The organism is Bacteroides sp. 2201st1_D9_2201SCRN_220225, assembly GCF_040928965.1.
GTDB lineage: Bacteria > Bacteroidota > Bacteroidia > Bacteroidales > Bacteroidaceae > Bacteroides > Bacteroides stercoris.
Window position 1 is genome coordinate 13,796 of record NZ_JBCODG010000054.1, and the last position, 17,175, is coordinate 30,970.

Here is a 17,175-nt window from a genome sequence, read left to right on the forward strand (position 1 = left end):
CTATCCGGGCTGTTCCTTCATAAGATTCTCTTTCAATGCCTCTACATCCTCATAAGTAAAGGCATCGAGGGATTCTTTCATACCGATAAGTTCTTCACGGATACTTTTCAGCCGCTCTACGATTTCAAAATTCCGGAGAGTGGCTTCCTTATTGTCTTTCATGCGCTGGCGTGCGCCGGGCAGCGTCATGCCGCGCTCCTTGACCAGATGATAAATCAACTTCACCGTTTCAATATCTTCCTTACGGTATTGGCGTATCCCCCTCCCTCCCTTCTTCGGTCTGAGCTGCGGAAACTCCTTCTCCCAAAAACGCAGCAGCGATTCGTTGACATCGAACATTCTGGCAACCTCGCTGATGGAGTAATATAGTTTCAGTTCTTTATCGGTATTCAGCATAACAGCCTGTCAGTTAAACATTCATAATCCGCTAATCCATCATTTTTCCATGATTTGCCGCAATCTGTATCATACGGTCGTAATCTTCGGCACTTAAATCCATAAAGTAATAATTCACGGGATTTACGACCTGCCCTTTCACATGCACTTCGTAGTGCAGGTGAGGTCCTGTACTTTTGCCGGTACTTCCAACCGCACCGATAACCTCGCCCCGCACCACCCGTTTGCCGAGTTTGGTACGGAATCCCTGCAAGTGGGCATACCACGTCTGGTAACCGAAGCCATGATCCACGATGATAAGATTTCCATAACCGGTTTCCCATCCCATTTTAACAACAGTGCCGTCACCGGTTGCATATACATCCGTTCCCGGATGGGCCGAAAAGTCCATGCCGGCATGAAAACGGGTAGTTCCGTAAATAGGGTCGATGCGCGTTCCATAACCGGAAGCGGTCTTGCGCAAATCCTTATTGGAAATGGGCTGAATGGCAGGGATGCAACGCAGCATCTCATCATGGTTCTTGCACATCTCCACCACATCATCGAACGAACGGGACTGGATATAAAGCTGCTTCGTGAGCATATCCATTTTCTGCGTAGTATTCACCACCAAATCGGAATTGGCCATATCCATCAGATGTTCGTAACGGTTTGTACCGCCGTATCCTGCCTTACGGATAGCCGAGGGAATAGGGTCGGCCTGGAATATTACGCGATACAGATTATCATCGCGTTGCTGCACATCCTGCAATACTCCCATAGCCTCGTCCATTCTCCGCGAAAGGACGTTATACTGCGCCTGAAGCCGGCTGTTTTCTTTCCGCAGTTCCTTCTCGGACGGCGAACCGAAAATCAGCAACAGTACGATAAAGCTGCCGGCTCCCAACCCCATACCGAAAAACAACCGGCGCAATATGCTCAACGCCCGTTGCCGGACGGTAGGATAAATTCGGTCGTAAGTCTGTGTCCGCGGATTATAAATGTAGTAAACTTTGCGCATCGAGAGTAAATATTTCATTATCAATGCGGCAAAAATACGAAAAACAAGCTATCTTTGCACAGTTTTTTCAAGAATTATAAGATTTATGATTTATGATTTATGATTTCATAGAAAGATGGGTCATAGAATGCGTAAGTCATAAATCGCAAGCTGTAAATCGGAAATCATAAATCATAAATAAGAAGTATGTTGACTGCAAATGAAATCAGAGACTCGTTCAAGAGTTTCTTCGAAAGTAAAGGTCACCAGATTGTGCCTTCGGCTCCTATGGTGATTAAGGACGACCCCACGCTGATGTTTACCAACGCGGGTATGAACCAGTTTAAAGATATTATTTTGGGGAATCACCCGGCGAAATATAAAAGAGTGGCAGACTCACAGAAGTGCCTGCGCGTCAGCGGAAAGCACAATGACCTGGAAGAAGTGGGGCACGATACGTACCACCACACCATGTTCGAGATGCTGGGCAACTGGTCGTTTGGCGACTACTTCAAGAAAGAAGCCATTTCCTGGGCATGGGAATATCTGGTCGATGTGCTGAAGCTCGACCCGAAAGACCTCTACGCCACCGTATTCGAAGGCAGCCCCGAAGAAGGCCTGGAACGCGACAACGAAGCCGCTTCCTATTGGGAACAGTTCCTGCCGAAAGACCATATCCTTAACGGAAACAAACACGATAACTTCTGGGAAATGGGTGATACCGGCCCTTGTGGCCCGTGCTCCGAAATTCACGTGGATTCACGTTCGGAAGAAGAAAAGGCCAAAGTACCCGGTTCGCAACTGGTGAACAAAGACCATCCGCAGGTTATCGAGATATGGAACCTCGTATTCATGCAGTTCAACCGCAAGGCAGACGGCAGCCTCGAAGGACTTCCCGCCAAAGTAATCGACACCGGTATGGGCTTTGAACGCCTGGTACGTACACTGCAAGGCAAGACTTCCAACTACGACACCGATGTTTTCCAACCGATACTGAAAGCCATCGGTGACATGACGGGAGCCACATACGGCAAAAACGAACAGCAGGACATCGCCATGCGCGTAATTGCCGACCACATCCGTACAATCGCCTTCTCCATCACCGACGGGCAGCTTCCGAGCAATGCCAAGGCAGGTTACGTAATCCGCCGTATCCTCCGCCGTGCAGTGCGCTACGGCTACACGTTCCTCGGACAGAAGCAGGCTTTCATGTACAAGTTGTTGCCCGTACTCATCGAGAACATGGGCGGCGCATACCCCGAGTTGAATGCACAGAAAGAACTGATAGCCAAAGTCATTAAAGAAGAAGAAGATTCTTTCCTCCGTACTTTAGAGACCGGTATCCGTCTGCTGGATAAGACCATGGCGGATGCCAAGGCAGCCGGCAAGACCGAAATCAGTGGTAAAGATGCCTTTACGCTCTATGATACATTCGGCTTTCCGCTCGACCTTACCGAACTCATCCTCCGCGAAAACGGCATGACCGCCGACATCAAAGAGTTCGATGCCGAAATGCAGCAGCAAAAGCAACGTGCACGCAATGCCGCCGCCGTTGAAACCGGAGACTGGATTATACTGCAAGAAGGCACTACCGAATTTGTAGGCTACGACTATACGGAATATGAGACATCCATTCTGCGCTACCGCCAGATAAAGCAAAAGAACCAGACACTGTTCCAGATTGTACTGGACAAGACCCCGTTCTATGCCGAAAGCGGCGGACAGGTAGGCGATACCGGCGTACTGGTCAATGAGTTCGAAACGATTGAGGTCATCGACACCAAAAAGGAGAACAACCTTCCTATCCATATCACCAAGAAGCTGCCCGAACACCTGGAAGCACCGTTCATGGCATGTGTAGATACGGATAAACGTGCCGCCTGCGCCGCCAACCACTCTGCTACCCACCTGCTGGATGCCGCATTGCGCGAGGTATTGGGCGACCACGTAGAGCAAAAGGGTTCTTTGGTGACTCCGGACTCATTGCGTTTCGACTTCTCGCACTTCCAAAAAGTGACGGACGAGGAAATCCGCCAGGTGGAACACATCGTGAATGCCAAGATACGTGCCAACATCCCTCTGAAAGAGTACCGCAACATACCTATCGAAGAAGCCAAGGAACTGGGCGCCATCGCTCTTTTCGGCGAAAAGTACGGTGACCGCGTACGTGTCATCCAGTTCGGTTCTTCCATTGAATTCTGCGGTGGTACGCACGTAGCCGCTACCGGAAACATCGGAATGATGAAGATTGTATCCGAAAGTTCCGTTGCCGCCGGTGTCCGCCGTATCGAAGCCTATACCGGAGCACGCGTAGAGGAGATGCTCGATGCTTTCCAGGATACGATGCGCGATTTGAAAGCACTCTTCAACAACGCCCCCGACCTGTCAGGCACCATCCGCAAATACATCGAAGAGAACGCCGGTCTGAAGAAACAGGTGGAAGATTTCATGAAAGAGAAAGAAGCACAACTGAAAGAGAAACTTCTACAGAATATCCAAGAGGTAAACGGTACGAAGGTAATCAAGTTCTGTGCAGCCATGATACCCGCCGACACGGTTAAGAACATCGCATTCCAACTGCGCGGAGAGATTACGGAAAACCTTTTCTTCGTTGCGGGAACAGTATTCGAAGGCAAACCGATGCTGACAGTGATGCTGAGCGACAACCTCGTAGCCGGCGGACTGAAAGCCGGTAACCTTGTGAAAGAAGCCGCCAAGCTGATACAAGGCGGCGGCGGCGGTCAGCCCCACTTTGCAACTGCCGGCGGAAAGAACCCGGACGGCTTGAACGCAGCCGTAGACAAAGTCCTGGAACTGGCAGGATTATAATCCGTAAGATTGCCGGAGAGGCAGATATTTCAACTTCAATTTACAACAAAAGGAGAAGCCATCGCTTCTCCTTTTGTTTTTCCCGCTTGCAACTCCTGCCCGAAAGGGCCCGGCTTCTATTCCAACTTCAACAGGAAGTGCTCGCGATAAATGACCGTCACCCCCTCAGGCAGCAGTCCGGGCGAACAGAACGGGGTTACATTCTCTGCAAGCACGCATATCGCCGTAGCCACTCCGTCACTTCCGGCAAGGCTTCGCGTAAAGATTCTCTGCTCTCCGTCATAAGTAAACCGCCACAGCGCATGTACGTCCCCGTCTTCCCCTGCCATCGGAACTGTCTCGTAACTTCCCGTAAGAGATGCATCTTCCTTCCCCGTAGGATAGATTTCCAGCACTCCCTTATCCAGGTAATAGGAAGAGCCCTTGTCGGGTATCAACACATAATATCCGGAATCTTCCAGCCAGGAACGGCCGGAGAGTTCTTCCGACACCTTACCCAACAGTTCCACGGGCGCATCGCCGCTGATTCCATACTCAAATCCCTGCTTCGACATCTTATATTCCCGACGCTCTTTCACCGTAATGCGCAATTGCGCACCGGACCCGGAACCGTCCATCACCCGCACTACCGTTTCTCCCGCCGCCAAAGGCTGTATGCTTATACGCCTGTAACCGTTGCTATCACCTGCAAACGTTACGGCAGCCACCGATTCATGCTCATTCGTCAAGGTATAAGCACCATCGCCACCGTCTATGCCGAGCACCGTTTCCCCTTCGGTTTCGGAAAGGAAGAAAGCCAGAGACGAGACCAGGTTATCACATGTTCCAACCTGATAAACCGGTTCCGCACCCTCAAAAAGCACCACACTGCGATAATCGTCCTTACAGCCGGAAACGGCAAACAGCAACCATACCAAAGTCAAAAGAAAATACTGTTTCTTCATAATCGTCAGATAACAATTGTTCTATCTGTAAAAATACAGAAAATAACGGAATACTGCATCATTATCCGTCTCTTTTTCAGCAGATCTGCTCTTTCGGATAGTTCACCAGATAAAGAGTGCCCGTGGCCCGGGTAAATGCCGTATAAAGCCAACGGAAATAATCGGGCGTCAGATATTCGTCCGTCATATACCCCTGGTCCAGAAAAACATTCTTCCACTGCCCGCCCTGCGCCTTATGGCACGTCACGGCATAGGCATACTTCACTTGCAAGGCATTGTAATAAGGGTCGGCTTTCATCTTCTTCATCCGTTCCCGCTTCACGGTGATATCGGCATAATCTTCGAGAACGGTATAGAAAAGGCGGTCGTTATCCGCCTTGGGCAGTGCAGGCGCATCGCTGTGCAATGTATCCAGCAGAAGATTTGCTTCCAGTTCGAAGTTGTCGTAATCGGGAAATTCCAGCGTGACATCCGCAAAACGGAAACCATACAGTTCGCGGGTGCGGCGCACGCGGCGCACCACCGCTGTCTCGCCGTTGGCTATAAAGTCCATCTCCTTCTGTTTTTCCGTCCAGTAATAATTATTTTTCGCCACCATCAGCAAGTCGCCCGTATTCAGTTCATCTTCCCGCCAGAGTATCCGGGAGCGGATGCCGTTATTGTAGATATTGGCACGCTTGTTGGAGCGGCATATCACAATCGTCTCGTCCAGCCCGTCGCGGTCGTAACACGTTTCGAGCGCATCTATCAGTTCATCGCCCGGCAGAACTTTGATGTCGGCAAACCCCGCAACCTTTATCTTCGGCAGAGCCTCGCAGGCATCTTCGGCAATCAGTTGGCGCAGGCGCGTAGCGTTCCACAAAATACCCGATTGCTGCTCCTGGCGTACCACTTGGGTCAAGTCCACTTCCTGCACCTCCAGTCCGTAGCCTTTCAAGGCATCTGCAAACAGAGCGGGACTCTGCTCCTCGCCCACTGGCGGAAGCTGTGCCGTATCTCCCATCAGCAAAAGGCGGCATCCCATACCCGAATAGACAAACTGCACCAGGTCGTCCAGCAAACGCCCCGTGCCGAATGCCGAACCCGACAGACCGTCATTGGCAATCATCGACGACTCATCGACAATATATAATGTATGAGTTGTCAAATTATCGTTCACCGAAAAGTTGCCCGTCTCATTGGAAAAAGATTGCTGTCTATAAATTTTTTTATGAATTGTAAACGCCGGATGTCCCGCATAAGCGGAGAAAACCTTCGCCGCCCGCCCCGTCGGAGCCAGTAATACCGACTTCTGTTGCAGCTTGTCCAAAGTCCTGACCAGAGCGCCCACCAGCGAGGTCTTACCCGTACCTGCATAGCCACGGAGCAGAAAAACCGTCTCACTACGGGGCGCGAGAAGGAAGTCCGACAAAGATTTTATAGCAATTTCCTGCTCCGGAGTTGGTTGATAAGGAAAATTTTCCTTAATTTGCCTTTCTAAATAGTTATTTATCATTTTTGTAAGAGAAAAAAGTAACGGGAACTGTCGTTTTTAAATTTATTTCTTTTATTTTTGCGGTGCGAATATAACAACTAAAAAACATATTTATCATGAAAACAGTTTTTAATATCGTTTTAGGCTTGTGTGCCCTGGCTTTAGTTTATATCTGCTATGCCAGCATCATGGGTCCTATAAACTTTGAAAAAGCCAAGAAACAAAGAGACGCAGCAGTAATTGCCCGCCTTATCGACATTCGTAAAGCGCAGTTGGAATACCGTGGTTTGCACAACCAGCAATATACTGCCAGCTTCGATACGTTGATTGACTTCGTAAAGAATCAGAAACTTCCGTTTATCTTCAAGCAGGGTGAATTGGACGACAAGCAGTTGGAAGACGGCTTGACTGAAAAGAAGGCTATCAACATCATCAATAAGGCCAAAAAGACGGGTAACTATGCAGAAGTCAAGAAATGGGGATTGGAAAACTTCAAACGCGATACCATGTGGGTAGCCGTGCTGGACACTATCTTCCCGAAAGGCTTCAATGCCGACTCTATGAGATATGTTCCTTTCGGCAACGGTGCACAGTTTGAAATGGCTATCAAGAACGATACTGCCAAATCCGGTGCTCCTTTCTGCCTGCTCGAAGTCAAGACTCCGTATGAAGTATATCTGAACGGTCTCGACAAACAGGAAATCGCTAACCTGAAAGATGTTCAAACCAAGTTGGGCAAATACTCAGGTCTGATGATCGGTAGCCTGGAAACAGCCAACAACAACGCCGGTAACTGGGAATAATCCACCGACACAATACGTATGATAGAAACGACTGATTTTAGTAAATCGGAACAATATACCTTATCCATCCGTCTGAGTACGGATGGATTTTCTTTTTCTATATTCAATCCGCTCGGCGAAGGCAGATTTTCTTTCCACGAGCACGGAGTGGACGATTCCCTGTCCCTCACTGCCAACCTGAAACAGGCTTTCCGCGAAACGGACTGGCTGAAGAATCCTTTCCGCCGTATCAATGTCCTTATGGCGGGCAAACGCTTTACATTCATTCCGTTGGAATTCTTTGAGGACGAACAGGCGGAAACCGTATTCTATCATAATCACTCCAGACAAGACAACGAGCTGGTGCAATACAACATCTTGCATAAGAACAATATAGTCGTACTGTTTGGAATGGACAAAAGCGCCTGCTCCCTTTTACGCGAACAGTATCCCGACGTCCGTTTCTATGCGCAGGCAAGCCCTCTCATAGAGTACTTTGCGGCAAAGAGCCGCCTGGGCAATTGCCGAAAAATGTATGTGCACCTGCGCAAAGAAGCGGCAGAGATATACGCCTACGAACGCGGCCGGCTGGCATTCGCCAACACCTTTGCCTGCAAGGAGACAAACGACCGCCTCTATTACATCCTCTGTGTATGGAAGCAGCTCGGCATGGCACAGGAACGCGACGAGCTCCACCTCACCGGCGAACTGTACGACAAAGAGCAACTGCTGCCCGAACTGAAAAAATTTATCCGGCAGGTATTCATCATGAACCCTGCCGCCAATCTCGACCTACAAGCCATCAACCTATGCGAGTAATTAGCGGAATATACAAAAGAAGGCGTTTCGACGTGCCCCATACTTTCAAGGCACGCCCCACAACCGATTTCGCCAAAGAGAATCTGTTTAATGTACTGTCCAACTACATGGACTTTGAAGAAGGCGTACGCGCACTCGATTTATTTGCCGGTACAGGCAGCATCAGCATCGAGCTTGTGTCCAGAGGCTGCGACCAGGTAATCAGCGTAGAGAAAGATCGCGACCATTACGCTTTCATCTGCAAGGTAATGAAAGAACTCAAGACCGACAAATGCCTGCCTGTCCGCGGCGATGTATTCAGATATATACAAGGCAGCCGCGAACGGTTCGACTTTATCTTTGCCGACCCGCCGTACGGACTCAAAGAGCTTGAAACCCTGCCCGACCTCATTTTCGACAACAACCTGCTGAAAGAAGACGGCCTGTTCGTGCTGGAGCATGGAAAAACCAATAACTTCGAGGAACATCCCTGCTTTTTGGAAAGAAGAATCTACGGCAGTGTCAATTTCTCTTTCTTCGGCATTCAAGGCTGAAAGCTACAGTAACGGTGCCAGCAGCCGCACTATGCTTTCTGCCGCCTTACGGTGCCAGGGACGTTTCTCCCAATTCTTGGAGAATACCTGCACACATTCCCGCTGATCCTGCAAGAATATCTCACGCATCTGCAATGCGGTCTCGGTGTCGTATATAAAGGCATTCACCTCAAAATTATGCTCGAAACTGCGGAAATCCACGTTCGTAGAGCCTACTGTGGACAATTCGTCATCCGATACCATGAGTTTGGAGTGCAGGAAACCTTTTTTATAAAAGTACACCTTGACACCTGCACGCAACGCCTCTGCCAGATACGAGCAGGAGCCCAGATGCGTCAGCCTGTTATCCGCACGATAAGGCAGCATAAGACGCACATCCACCCCTGCCAGTGCAGCCGTCTGCATGGCTACGAGCACGGCTTCCGTCGGAAGAAAATAAGGAGTCTGTATATAAAAGTATTTCCGGGCGCCGGTTATCGCCATGACAAGTCCCTGCATGATTTCTTTCCAGGGACCTATCGGTTCGGCCGTTACAATCTGCGCCAGTGAAGTGCCGCAGGCATCCACCTTCGGGAAGTAGCGGGCAGACGTAATCAAGGTACGGTCTACAAAATACCAGTCGAGCAGAAAAGCCGTTTGCAGGCCATGCACAGCCTTACCTTCCAGCAGCAGGTGCGTATCACGCCAGATGCCCCATGAAAAGCCGCGCATATAACGTTCGGCCAGATTCATTCCGCCTACAAAGCCCACGCGCCCGTCAATGACTACAATCTTGCGGTGGTTGCGGTAATTCACCTTGCTGGTGAACAAAGGAAAACGTACTTTCAGGAAACTGCGCACTTCCACTCCCGCCTCGCGCATCTGTTCATAAAAGCGGTTGGGAACATGCCAGCATCCCACATCATCATAAATCACACGCACTTCCACTCCCTGCTTCGCTTTCTCCATCAGCACATCGCGCACCATACGGCCTATGGCGTCATCCTCGAAGATATAAAACTCCATGTGGATGTGCCTGGTCGCCTTTTGCAATTCGCGCAGCAAGGATTGAATCATGGAAAGTCCCCGCGTATAGACTTCCACACGGTTTCCATCGAAAGGAAAAGCCTGGTTGGTGTTGCGAAACAGAGAGATAAGGCGGCCGTAATTTGCCGGAAGCGCACAGGAATCCTGAGCAAGATATTCGGCCATCGGCTTCTTCAACAGACGGTTGTAACTCTTCTTGCCAATGACACGCACCCGCCTTTGGCTGCGGCCGAAGAAGAAGTAAAACACCAGTCCCACCACTGGAAGGAACATCAGCACCAATATCCACGCCATTGTCTTTACCGGATTCCGGTTATCGAGAATGATAACCGTGATTGTTCCGATAATTGCGCCAAAATAGATAATATCGAATGCTACTGTGGCAATCAGGCCGGCTATGAAGTTCCAATCAAGCATACATTTGTCACAAGAAGAAATAAGTCCCGAATAAAAATCAAAACAGATTTTAAAACAAATATATGAAAAAGGAAGGAAGTTTTACGACCTATTACATTGATTAACATTAGAACGGACGCCGCCCGCCGCCAAAGCCACCCCGGTGGCCGCCCGGACCGGGACCGCCGAAGCCTTGCCTGCCACGCATGCTTTCGCGCGCACCCTTACCGCCAAAAATATTCAAACGGTAAATGAAATGCAGCATGCAGTAGCTATTGACACCATTATAAGACGACACCGATCGGCCATCCGCCGTCAACGAGCGGCTGATGTTGCTCTGTTGTTTCAGGATATCGTACATCTCGAAGCTCACAGTCGCCGCACCTTTCAGGAACGACTGCGAAAGTTGCGCGTTCCAGATCAACTCGTTGCGGCTCATGCTGCTGTCCGTATAGCCGCGGCGGCTTTGATTGGTGATATTGGTGGAAAGCGTCATCTTCCAGGGCATCGTGATATTGGTCAGCGCACCGTAGGAGAAAGTATAGGGATTCTGGTTATTCTCCGGGCGCAATTTGCTGCGCTCTGCCGTATAGGAAACCGAACCGTTCACTCCGAATTCAAACCAGTCGTTACGGTAGGCCCCGTTCACCCGCTCGCTCAGCATAAGTTCGGTGGTGGTATTCTTGTTATCCTGTTTCGTATTCTGATCGTATAGGAAAGCCACGTTGTTATTGTATCTGAGTTGCGAAAAAGAGTTTACCGTAAACTTCTTGTTCTTCAACGCCGTATTGAATCCGAACATACCGAAAGCGCTCCAGTTGCCGTTGATATTCTTGGGCGTAGTGGTCCGTCCGCCGGTTTGCTCGTTGTACACCGTACTGTTGCTGATGCTGTTCTGCGTGGTCGAGAAGCTGAGATGTGTCATCATTCCGCGCTGCAACTCACCATTATAAGTATTGTAGAAGAGGCGCATATTGTGCGTAAATGCCGGCTTCAGTCCCGGATTTCCGACTCTGATATTCAGCGGATTCGAGTTGTCGGCAATAGGCAGCAGGTTCTCCATGCTCGGCTGACTGCTGCGTCCACGATACATAAAACGCAACTGGCTCACTTTAGAAAAACGGTAACGGAAATCAATGTTCGGGGCAAAGTTGAATACGTTTCGGGCCGTATCAATCATATAATCCCCGCGCTTATAGGACAATACCGAATGCTGCGGCTGGAAAGACATCCCCGCACTCAACTGATACTTCTCACGGATGAAGCGCAACGACACGGACGCATCGTGGTTGTAGTATCTGTACTCCGCATATTTGCCCAGGCTATCCACGGCATGCGACTCGTATCCGGACGGCAAAGGCCCGTTGATGTCCCACTCCGGATAGTCCAGCATATCGAATGTGGTCTTGTCGCTCTCGCTGTACTTGTATTGGAACTGATAGCTGAACTGCAGGAAAGTGGCGCGTGCAATCGGTTCGCTGTACGTAACCTGGGCGCTATAATTATAATTGTTGGTAGGTGTTGTGATATACTGGTTGCGATACAGCACGGAGTCTCCGCCCAACGCGTTCAATATCTGGTAATAGCGGGTTTCCGACTGCCTGTACTGGTCGTTGTCGTTGTCGCCGTAGCTAAAGCGTCCGCGGAAGGTTATGTTACGTCCGCGGTTATTCAGCTTCCTGTTGAGTTGCAGCGTGGCGGATGTCGAAATGCTTTTGCTTTTGGTCAGAGAAGCATCATTCGTTGCATTGACACGGATATTTTCCAAAGGGTCGTCTTCCAGCTTGTCGAAGTCGAGAAAATCGTTCGGGTTGGCAATCAGGCTATACGGGTCTGAGTTGAATGTTCCCGATTCCGAACCGGAAGTACCGTTTGTCTTGCCGTAAGAGAAGTTAGGACGGAAAATGATATTCGTCATCGAATCCGGCTTCCACTCCAGACGGAAGTTGGCAAAGACATCCGAATTCTTGTTCTTGTTGACAGCGTTCGAATTGGAGTATGAACTTCCGTTCTGCAGGAAACGTTCCGAAGAGTTGGTACTGATAATGTCCGCACCTTTATAATCATAGCGGACGCTACCGTCAAGCTCCAGTTTTGAAGTCTCCGTCGCAAAGTTCGCTCCCAGTGTTTTCGTGGCTACCAAACCGTTGTTCCTGCGCCAGCGCGGACCGCCGCCGCCACCGGAGAACCCCTGGTCGTTGACATTATTGGCAGAACCAATCAAAGAGAATTGCGTCTTATCGACAATGTAATTTACCATCATGCGTGCCATATAACGGTCTTCCGTACCATAAGCCACATCCGCATTGCCAAACCATCCCTTATTCATACCTTTCTTCACGGTAAGGTCGAGCACCGTCTCCTCTTCACCGTCATCTATACCGGTGATGCGTGCCAGGTCGGACTTCTTATCGTAAGTTTTCAGTTTATCAATTATATCCACCGGCAAGTTCTTCAAGCCCGTCTTTATATCGCCCCCGAAGAACTCTTTGCCGTCCACCATGATTTTCTTCAGCTCCTTACCGTTAATCGTCACATTGCCATCATCATCGATTTCCGCACCGGGCAGTTTCTTCACCAGTTCTTCCAGCATCGCCCCTTCCGGCGTGCGATAGGCAGAGGAACTGTACATCAGCGTATCTTCCACCACCTGCACTTGCGGCGCTTCCGCCACTACCACAGCCTCGGCAAGCATAATGGCATCCGTTTCGAGCGTTATCGTACCCACATTTTTATTGCGCACGTTGGCGTAGAGATGCAGCGGTAGAAACTTATTCTTAAAACCTATATAGGAAACTTTCAGCACATATTTCCCCGCATTCACCTTCGGCAGGGTAAAGTAGCCGTTTCCCGTAGTGGCAACACCGGCTGCATAAGCGCTGTCCGGCAACGATAGCAATTGAATGGTAGCTTGCACCGCAGGCTCGTTCGTGTCTTCAAGCACGCGGCCGGATACGGTGATGTTTTTGGTTTGTGAAAAAGCAGACAATGCCGTTGCCAGCAACAGCACCGCCGCAGTGATAATTTTTTTCATGCCCTGTCTTCTAAATAATCAACACTGTTTATTTGTAACTGATTCTTTTGACAAAAGTACGGGCAAAAGGTTTAACGGGTTACAGAATGATTTTGTTTAATTACCGGTTATTCCGCTTGAACAGGTTGTCCACGGTCGCTTTCTTTATGCCGAATTCAAGGCAGAGGACGTTCATAATCAGGAATATCAGGAAAGAAGAAGAATCGACGGACATAATATCGCCCTGCGCCACCCTGTACAGCATGCCTCCAAAAATAAAGAGCACGGTAAGGAACATCGCATTGCGCGTGGCTTTGTTGCGTATCTCCTCTGTCGCCTTGCATTCGCCTTTCGTCAGCGCAAAAAGTATCATCAATGCCCCCAGCATCATCAGGAGTTTGGAACACTCTTTATAAAACAGCAGATTGGCATCTGTAACCCTGCCCGTCAGCATCATCAGGAACGGAAGGAACAAGGCCAGCGCAATTACGAAATAGCCCAACGGACGGCAGTATACGGGAAGTAAAGCTTTCATTTTCTTACATACAAATTAAAGGTTACGGTGCGGACACCTTACAAATACATAGATTTTCGGAAACAAAGATAACGTTTTATTGTTGAAAGAACTATCTTTGTAGCATAATAAATAAAGAGAGCAATGCTCCCTTCCATAATTTACAACTTCTAATCCGTAATAAGTCAAATGAGTAAACAAGAAGTAATCCTCTGCAAGGAGTTGGAAAACGACCTGACGCATGCCATCGGAAAATGTCCTCACGACAAGCTTTTCATCCTTACCGACGAACATACGCACCGCCTTTGCCTGCCGCAACTGCAAAGCATCCCCGCACTGGAAGATGCCGCCGAAATCATTATCGGAGCAGAAGACGTGCACAAGAACCTGGAAACGCTGGCTTCTGTGTGGCAGGCTCTGAGCGAACAGGGAGCCACCCGCCATTCGCTCTTGATAAACCTGGGCGGCGGAATGGTCACCGACCTCGGCGGCTTTGCGGCTGCCACTTTCAAACGCGGCATTGCATACATCAACATCCCTACCACCCTGCTTGCCATGGTAGACGCATCCGTAGGCGGAAAAACAGGCATCAACTTCAACGGACTGAAGAATGAAATCGGTGTCTTCGCCCCTGCTTCCTCCGTCTTGCTGGAAACCGGGTTCCTGCGCAGCCTCGATGCCCGCAACTTTTTCTCCGGCTATGCCGAAATGTTGAAGCACGGACTCATCAGCACTTCCGACCATCTGGCGGAGCTGCTGTCTTTCGATACAGAAAACATCGATTACTCCGCACTCAGGACAATGGTAGGGCGCTCTGTACAGGTAAAGGAAGATATTGTAGAACAAGACCCCAAAGAGCACGGCATACGCAAGGCGCTCAATCTGGGACACACCATAGGACATGCTTTCGAGAGTCTTGCCCTGGCCGAAAACCGTCCGGTACTGCATGGTTATGCCGTGGCGTGGGGACTTGTGTGTGAACTTTACCTCTCCTACCTCAAAGCCGGCTTTCCTAAAGATAAAATGCGCCAGACCATCCAATTTATCAAAGAGAATTACGGTGCTTTCGTCTTTAGCTGCAAGCAATACGACAGCCTTTACGAACTGATGTTGCATGACAAGAAAAACACTGCCGGCATCATCAATTTCACGCTGCTGAAAGAGGTAGGCGATATCTGCCTGAACCAGACGGCGGACAAAGAAACGATTTTCGAGGTGTTCGACTTTTACCGGGAATGTATGGGGGTATAAATCCCTCACTTTCCCAAGAACTGCATATACTGCTGTTGTGCTTTGTCCAATAAAGCCTCATCTATGCGGCTTTCCTGCCGGAAGAGAGAACACCCCGGGCCGCATCCGTTTCTTTTAACCTTCCTGTCCCAGTTCCCAACAATCTGCCCTTCGTAAAGTATTACCGGAAAGAACAGTCCGTTCCTCGTAAAAGCTTTGGAATAGTGTTCGGAAGGGAGCACATCCGTCCGGTCTTTATAACCCAGCAGCAGTTCATCGTACGGCGGCAGAAACCGTATATGCCCTTTTATGCTGCCGCGGGTTCTGCCGGACTCATGAAGATACCAGGTCTGCCCTTTCCACTGCTCTTCCGTCAGTTCACTGCCTATCAGGTATATACCTTGTTTCGCTTCCGTTACGGATAGTCCGGACCACCACACAAAATCCTGTAAAGTGGCAGGGGTATGACTGCGGAAATAGTTCCTTGCCAAACGTGCCAGAGCCTCGTCCTTCGTTATGTCCGGCACAGGTGGTACGCACTCTTCCAGAAGCATGTAAGCATGCTTTCCGCCTTTAGACTCTCCTCCGCAAACGATGCCTTCCACTTCCGCCCGTACCATAAAGCGGGTCACATGATAGTTGTCCGCCGCCAGCCCCGAATGCCGGAAGTGTTCCGCTATTTCCAGCCTGGTCAGCCTTTTCTTTCCGGCAAGAATCGTTTCCAATGCACGATTACTTTTACTGTAAAGTTCCTCGGATATCTCTTCCCTGCCTTTGGCGTATGCCTCATTGGCAGCTTTTATACGCCGGGCAGAGAGCTTCAGCATCCAACGAATATCTTCTGCCGCCACCAGATGCCACGTAGGGCGCATTACGTGCGTTCTTAAAATCTCTCCTTTCTGCAACGCTTCTTCCACCGTCCGGACAGTGGCCGAAGCCAGGCGCATACCCACCGCCCATTTAGCCATTGCATAATCCTGTGCCTGGACAGCTCCCATCCAGGACACCAACTCTTTCGGAGAATGAAACAAAGGATTCGCCAACTGCTGGTTCAACAAGCGCAATTTAGGTATATCCATCATCAAATATATTGTTTATACGGTTTATAACTGCTTTTGGGAAATGGCAAAGCTAATATAAATAAACAAAAAAAAGGTAATATGCCCCAAAGAATCATCTGTTTTTCCGGCCGGATATTGCAATCACCTACTATTTCAGATTTATTTAACAATAAGAAAGCACTGATAAACAGCGAATTTTAAAATAAAGGTAAAATAAAGGCAATAAAAAATCACAGAAGTATTTGCTATTTCAAAATAAAGACGTACTTTTGCATCCGCAATTCGGGGTGTAGCTCAGCCCGGTTAGAGTACGCGTCTGGGGGGCGTGTGGTCGCTGGTTCGAATCCAGTCACCCCGACTGGTAAAAATGAAGGAGTTAAGTGATAAACTTAGCTCCTTTTTCTTTTATATATGACACATTTATAACACAAATCGTGGGTCAGTAGATTTTTACGGATCAACGTAACAATCTGAGGGATTTTATATTTAAGCATATAATTTAGCAAGTCTATATAAGAAAAAAGCTCTATCTCTTACTCCTCTGAACTGTGCTCTAAATGCTTTGATTTTAGCATTGAATGACTCTGCTGCGGCATTGGTTGCCCTCCTTTCAAAGAAATTGATTATATCCAGATAATGTGTTTGTATAGAACGTGCGACCCTTCCAAAGGTGAGGAACCCCGATTTATCTACTTCATCATACCACCTTGCCAGCCTTGTCAAAGCAATATCCTTAAACTTACACTGATGATAGATTAAGCCTAACCGCATAGACAGATAATGGATCAACGTAACAATCTGAGGGATTTTATATTTAAGCATATAATTTAGCAAGTCTATATAAGAAAAGAGCTCTATCTCTTACTCCTCTGAACTGTGCTCTAAATGCTTTGATTTTAGCATTGAATGACTCTGCTGCGGCATTGGTTGCCCTCCTTTCAAAGAAATTGATTATATCCAGATAATGTGTTTGTATAGAACGTGCGACCCTTCCAAAGGTGAGGAACCCTGATTTATCTACTTCATCATACCACCTTGCCAGCCTTGTCAAAGCAATATCCTTAAACTTACACTGATGATAGATTAAGCCTAACCGCATAGACAGATAATATCCTTTCTTTATATCGGGATATTCCTTGAAAAGAATTTCAGCCCGTATTCTTTGAGACTGAGTCCATA

General features: G+C 48.8%; 14 protein-coding genes, 1 tRNA gene and 1 pseudogene. 6 read left to right on the top strand and 10 right to left on the bottom strand.

Annotation, left to right across the window (positions count from 1 at the left end; all coding sequences use genetic code 11):
* Positions 1–396, bottom strand: a complete 396-nt coding sequence (locus AB5903_RS15950) for a MerR family transcriptional regulator (protein ID WP_005657564.1) — start codon at positions 394–396, stop codon at positions 1–3.
* 31 nt (positions 397–427) lie between these two features.
* Entirely contained in the window at positions 428–1,396 is a 969-nt protein-coding gene (locus AB5903_RS15955; RefSeq protein WP_016661930.1) for a M23 family metallopeptidase, read from the bottom strand.
* Positions 1,397–1,582: 186 nt separating this feature from the next.
* Here AB5903_RS15955 and alaS point away from each other — a divergent pair, with 186 nt between their 5' ends.
* Complete coding sequence (gene alaS, locus AB5903_RS15960; protein WP_195658651.1) at positions 1,583–4,204, top strand: alanine--tRNA ligase; 2,622 nt, start codon at positions 1,583–1,585, stop codon at positions 4,202–4,204.
* A gap of 116 nt (positions 4,205–4,320) precedes the next feature.
* Here the strand turns inward: alaS and AB5903_RS15965 are convergent, their stop codons facing one another.
* Positions 4,321–5,148, bottom strand: a complete 828-nt coding sequence (locus tag AB5903_RS15965) for a hypothetical protein (protein WP_005657571.1) — start codon at positions 5,146–5,148, stop codon at positions 4,321–4,323.
* 76 nt (positions 5,149–5,224) lie between these two features.
* Complete coding sequence (locus AB5903_RS15970; RefSeq protein ID WP_005657573.1) at positions 5,225–6,643, bottom strand: ATP-dependent RecD-like DNA helicase; 1,419 nt, start codon at positions 6,641–6,643, stop codon at positions 5,225–5,227.
* Positions 6,644–6,738: 95 nt separating this feature from the next.
* Between AB5903_RS15970 and AB5903_RS15975 the strand changes: the two genes are divergently transcribed.
* Genes AB5903_RS15975 through AB5903_RS15985 form a run of 3 tightly spaced genes read left to right on the top strand, consistent with a single transcriptional unit; the run spans position 6,739 to position 8,756 of the window.
* Positions 6,739–7,425: a hypothetical protein gene (locus tag AB5903_RS15975; protein ID WP_005657575.1), complete on the top strand. Its 687-nt coding sequence runs from the start codon at positions 6,739–6,741 to the stop codon at positions 7,423–7,425.
* Positions 7,426–7,443: 18 nt separating this feature from the next.
* Positions 7,444–8,223 carry a DUF3822 family protein gene (locus AB5903_RS15980; protein WP_005657577.1) on the top strand — a complete coding sequence of 260 codons (780 nt, stop codon included), beginning with the start codon at positions 7,444–7,446 and terminating at the stop codon, positions 8,221–8,223.
* A complete protein-coding gene (locus tag AB5903_RS15985; RefSeq protein WP_034535963.1) occupies positions 8,214–8,756 on the top strand; it encodes an RsmD family RNA methyltransferase in 543 nt (180 codons plus the stop codon). The genes AB5903_RS15980 and AB5903_RS15985 overlap by 10 nt, the downstream gene beginning before the upstream one ends.
* Before the next feature lie 3 nt (positions 8,757–8,759).
* On the opposite strand, the gene cls is transcribed toward AB5903_RS15985, so the two are convergent.
* The 3 genes from cls to AB5903_RS16000 all read right to left on the bottom strand — a co-directional run bounded on the left by cls (position 8,760) and on the right by AB5903_RS16000 (position 13,726).
* Positions 8,760–10,199, bottom strand: a complete 1,440-nt coding sequence (gene cls, locus AB5903_RS15990) for a cardiolipin synthase (RefSeq protein WP_005657581.1) — start codon at positions 10,197–10,199, stop codon at positions 8,760–8,762.
* A gap of 106 nt (positions 10,200–10,305) precedes the next feature.
* Entirely contained in the window at positions 10,306–13,212 is a 2,907-nt protein-coding gene (locus tag AB5903_RS15995) for a TonB-dependent receptor (protein WP_195658649.1), read from the bottom strand.
* Positions 13,213–13,312: 100 nt separating this feature from the next.
* The gene (locus tag AB5903_RS16000; protein WP_022103883.1) at positions 13,313–13,726 is read right to left on the bottom strand and encodes a hypothetical protein; all 414 of its coding nucleotides are present in this window, start codon (positions 13,724–13,726) and stop codon (positions 13,313–13,315) included.
* 168 nt (positions 13,727–13,894) lie between these two features.
* Between AB5903_RS16000 and aroB the strand changes: the two genes are divergently transcribed.
* Positions 13,895–14,956 carry a 3-dehydroquinate synthase gene (gene aroB / locus AB5903_RS16005; protein WP_195658648.1) on the top strand — a complete coding sequence of 354 codons (1,062 nt, stop codon included), beginning with the start codon at positions 13,895–13,897 and terminating at the stop codon, positions 14,954–14,956.
* A 5-nt stretch (positions 14,957–14,961) separates the two neighbouring features.
* On the opposite strand, the gene AB5903_RS16010 is transcribed toward aroB, so the two are convergent.
* A complete protein-coding gene (locus AB5903_RS16010; protein ID WP_195658654.1) occupies positions 14,962–16,014 on the bottom strand; it encodes a winged helix DNA-binding domain-containing protein in 1,053 nt (350 codons plus the stop codon).
* A 265-nt stretch (positions 16,015–16,279) separates the two neighbouring features.
* On the opposite strand from AB5903_RS16010, the gene AB5903_RS16015 reads away from it, so the two are divergent.
* Positions 16,280–16,354, top strand: a tRNA-Pro gene (locus AB5903_RS16015).
* A 128-nt stretch (positions 16,355–16,482) separates the two neighbouring features.
* Here the strand turns inward: AB5903_RS16015 and AB5903_RS16020 are convergent.
* Positions 16,483–16,779 (bottom strand): annotated as a pseudogene (locus AB5903_RS16020) (transposase); the annotation flags it as partial.
* 31 nt (positions 16,780–16,810) lie between these two features.
* The coding region (locus tag AB5903_RS16025) for a transposase (RefSeq protein ID WP_368118011.1) at positions 16,811–17,175 on the bottom strand (365 nt) is incomplete at its 5' end.

What these genes read in the sequence shown, in the direction of transcription:
- AB5903_RS15955 (WP_016661930.1), bottom strand. Translation starts at nt 1,396, where the DNA reads ATGCGCAAAGTTTACTACATTTATAATCCGCGGACACAGACTTACGAC.
- AB5903_RS15965 (WP_005657571.1), bottom strand. Translation starts at nt 5,148, where the DNA reads ATGAAGAAACAGTATTTTCTTTTGACTTTGGTATGGTTGCTGTTTGCC.
- AB5903_RS15975 (WP_005657575.1), top strand. Translation starts at nt 6,739, where the DNA reads ATGAAAACAGTTTTTAATATCGTTTTAGGCTTGTGTGCCCTGGCTTTA.
- AB5903_RS16010 (WP_195658654.1), bottom strand. Translation starts at nt 16,014, where the DNA reads ATGGATATACCTAAATTGCGCTTGTTGAACCAGCAGTTGGCGAATCCT.
- AB5903_RS16000 (WP_022103883.1), bottom strand. Translation starts at nt 13,726, where the DNA reads ATGAAAGCTTTACTTCCCGTATACTGCCGTCCGTTGGGCTATTTCGTA.
- AB5903_RS15995 (WP_195658649.1), bottom strand. Translation starts at nt 13,212, where the DNA reads ATGAAAAAAATTATCACTGCGGCGGTGCTGTTGCTGGCAACGGCATTG.
- AB5903_RS15970 (WP_005657573.1), bottom strand. Translation starts at nt 6,643, where the DNA reads ATGATAAATAACTATTTAGAAAGGCAAATTAAGGAAAATTTTCCTTAT.
- alaS (WP_195658651.1), top strand. Translation starts at nt 1,583, where the DNA reads ATGTTGACTGCAAATGAAATCAGAGACTCGTTCAAGAGTTTCTTCGAA.
- cls (WP_005657581.1), bottom strand. Translation starts at nt 10,199, where the DNA reads ATGCTTGATTGGAACTTCATAGCCGGCCTGATTGCCACAGTAGCATTC.
- AB5903_RS15950 (WP_005657564.1), bottom strand. Translation starts at nt 396, where the DNA reads ATGCTGAATACCGATAAAGAACTGAAACTATATTACTCCATCAGCGAG.
- AB5903_RS15985 (WP_034535963.1), top strand. Translation starts at nt 8,214, where the DNA reads ATGCGAGTAATTAGCGGAATATACAAAAGAAGGCGTTTCGACGTGCCC.
- AB5903_RS15980 (WP_005657577.1), top strand. Translation starts at nt 7,444, where the DNA reads ATGATAGAAACGACTGATTTTAGTAAATCGGAACAATATACCTTATCC.
- aroB (WP_195658648.1), top strand. Translation starts at nt 13,895, where the DNA reads ATGAGTAAACAAGAAGTAATCCTCTGCAAGGAGTTGGAAAACGACCTG.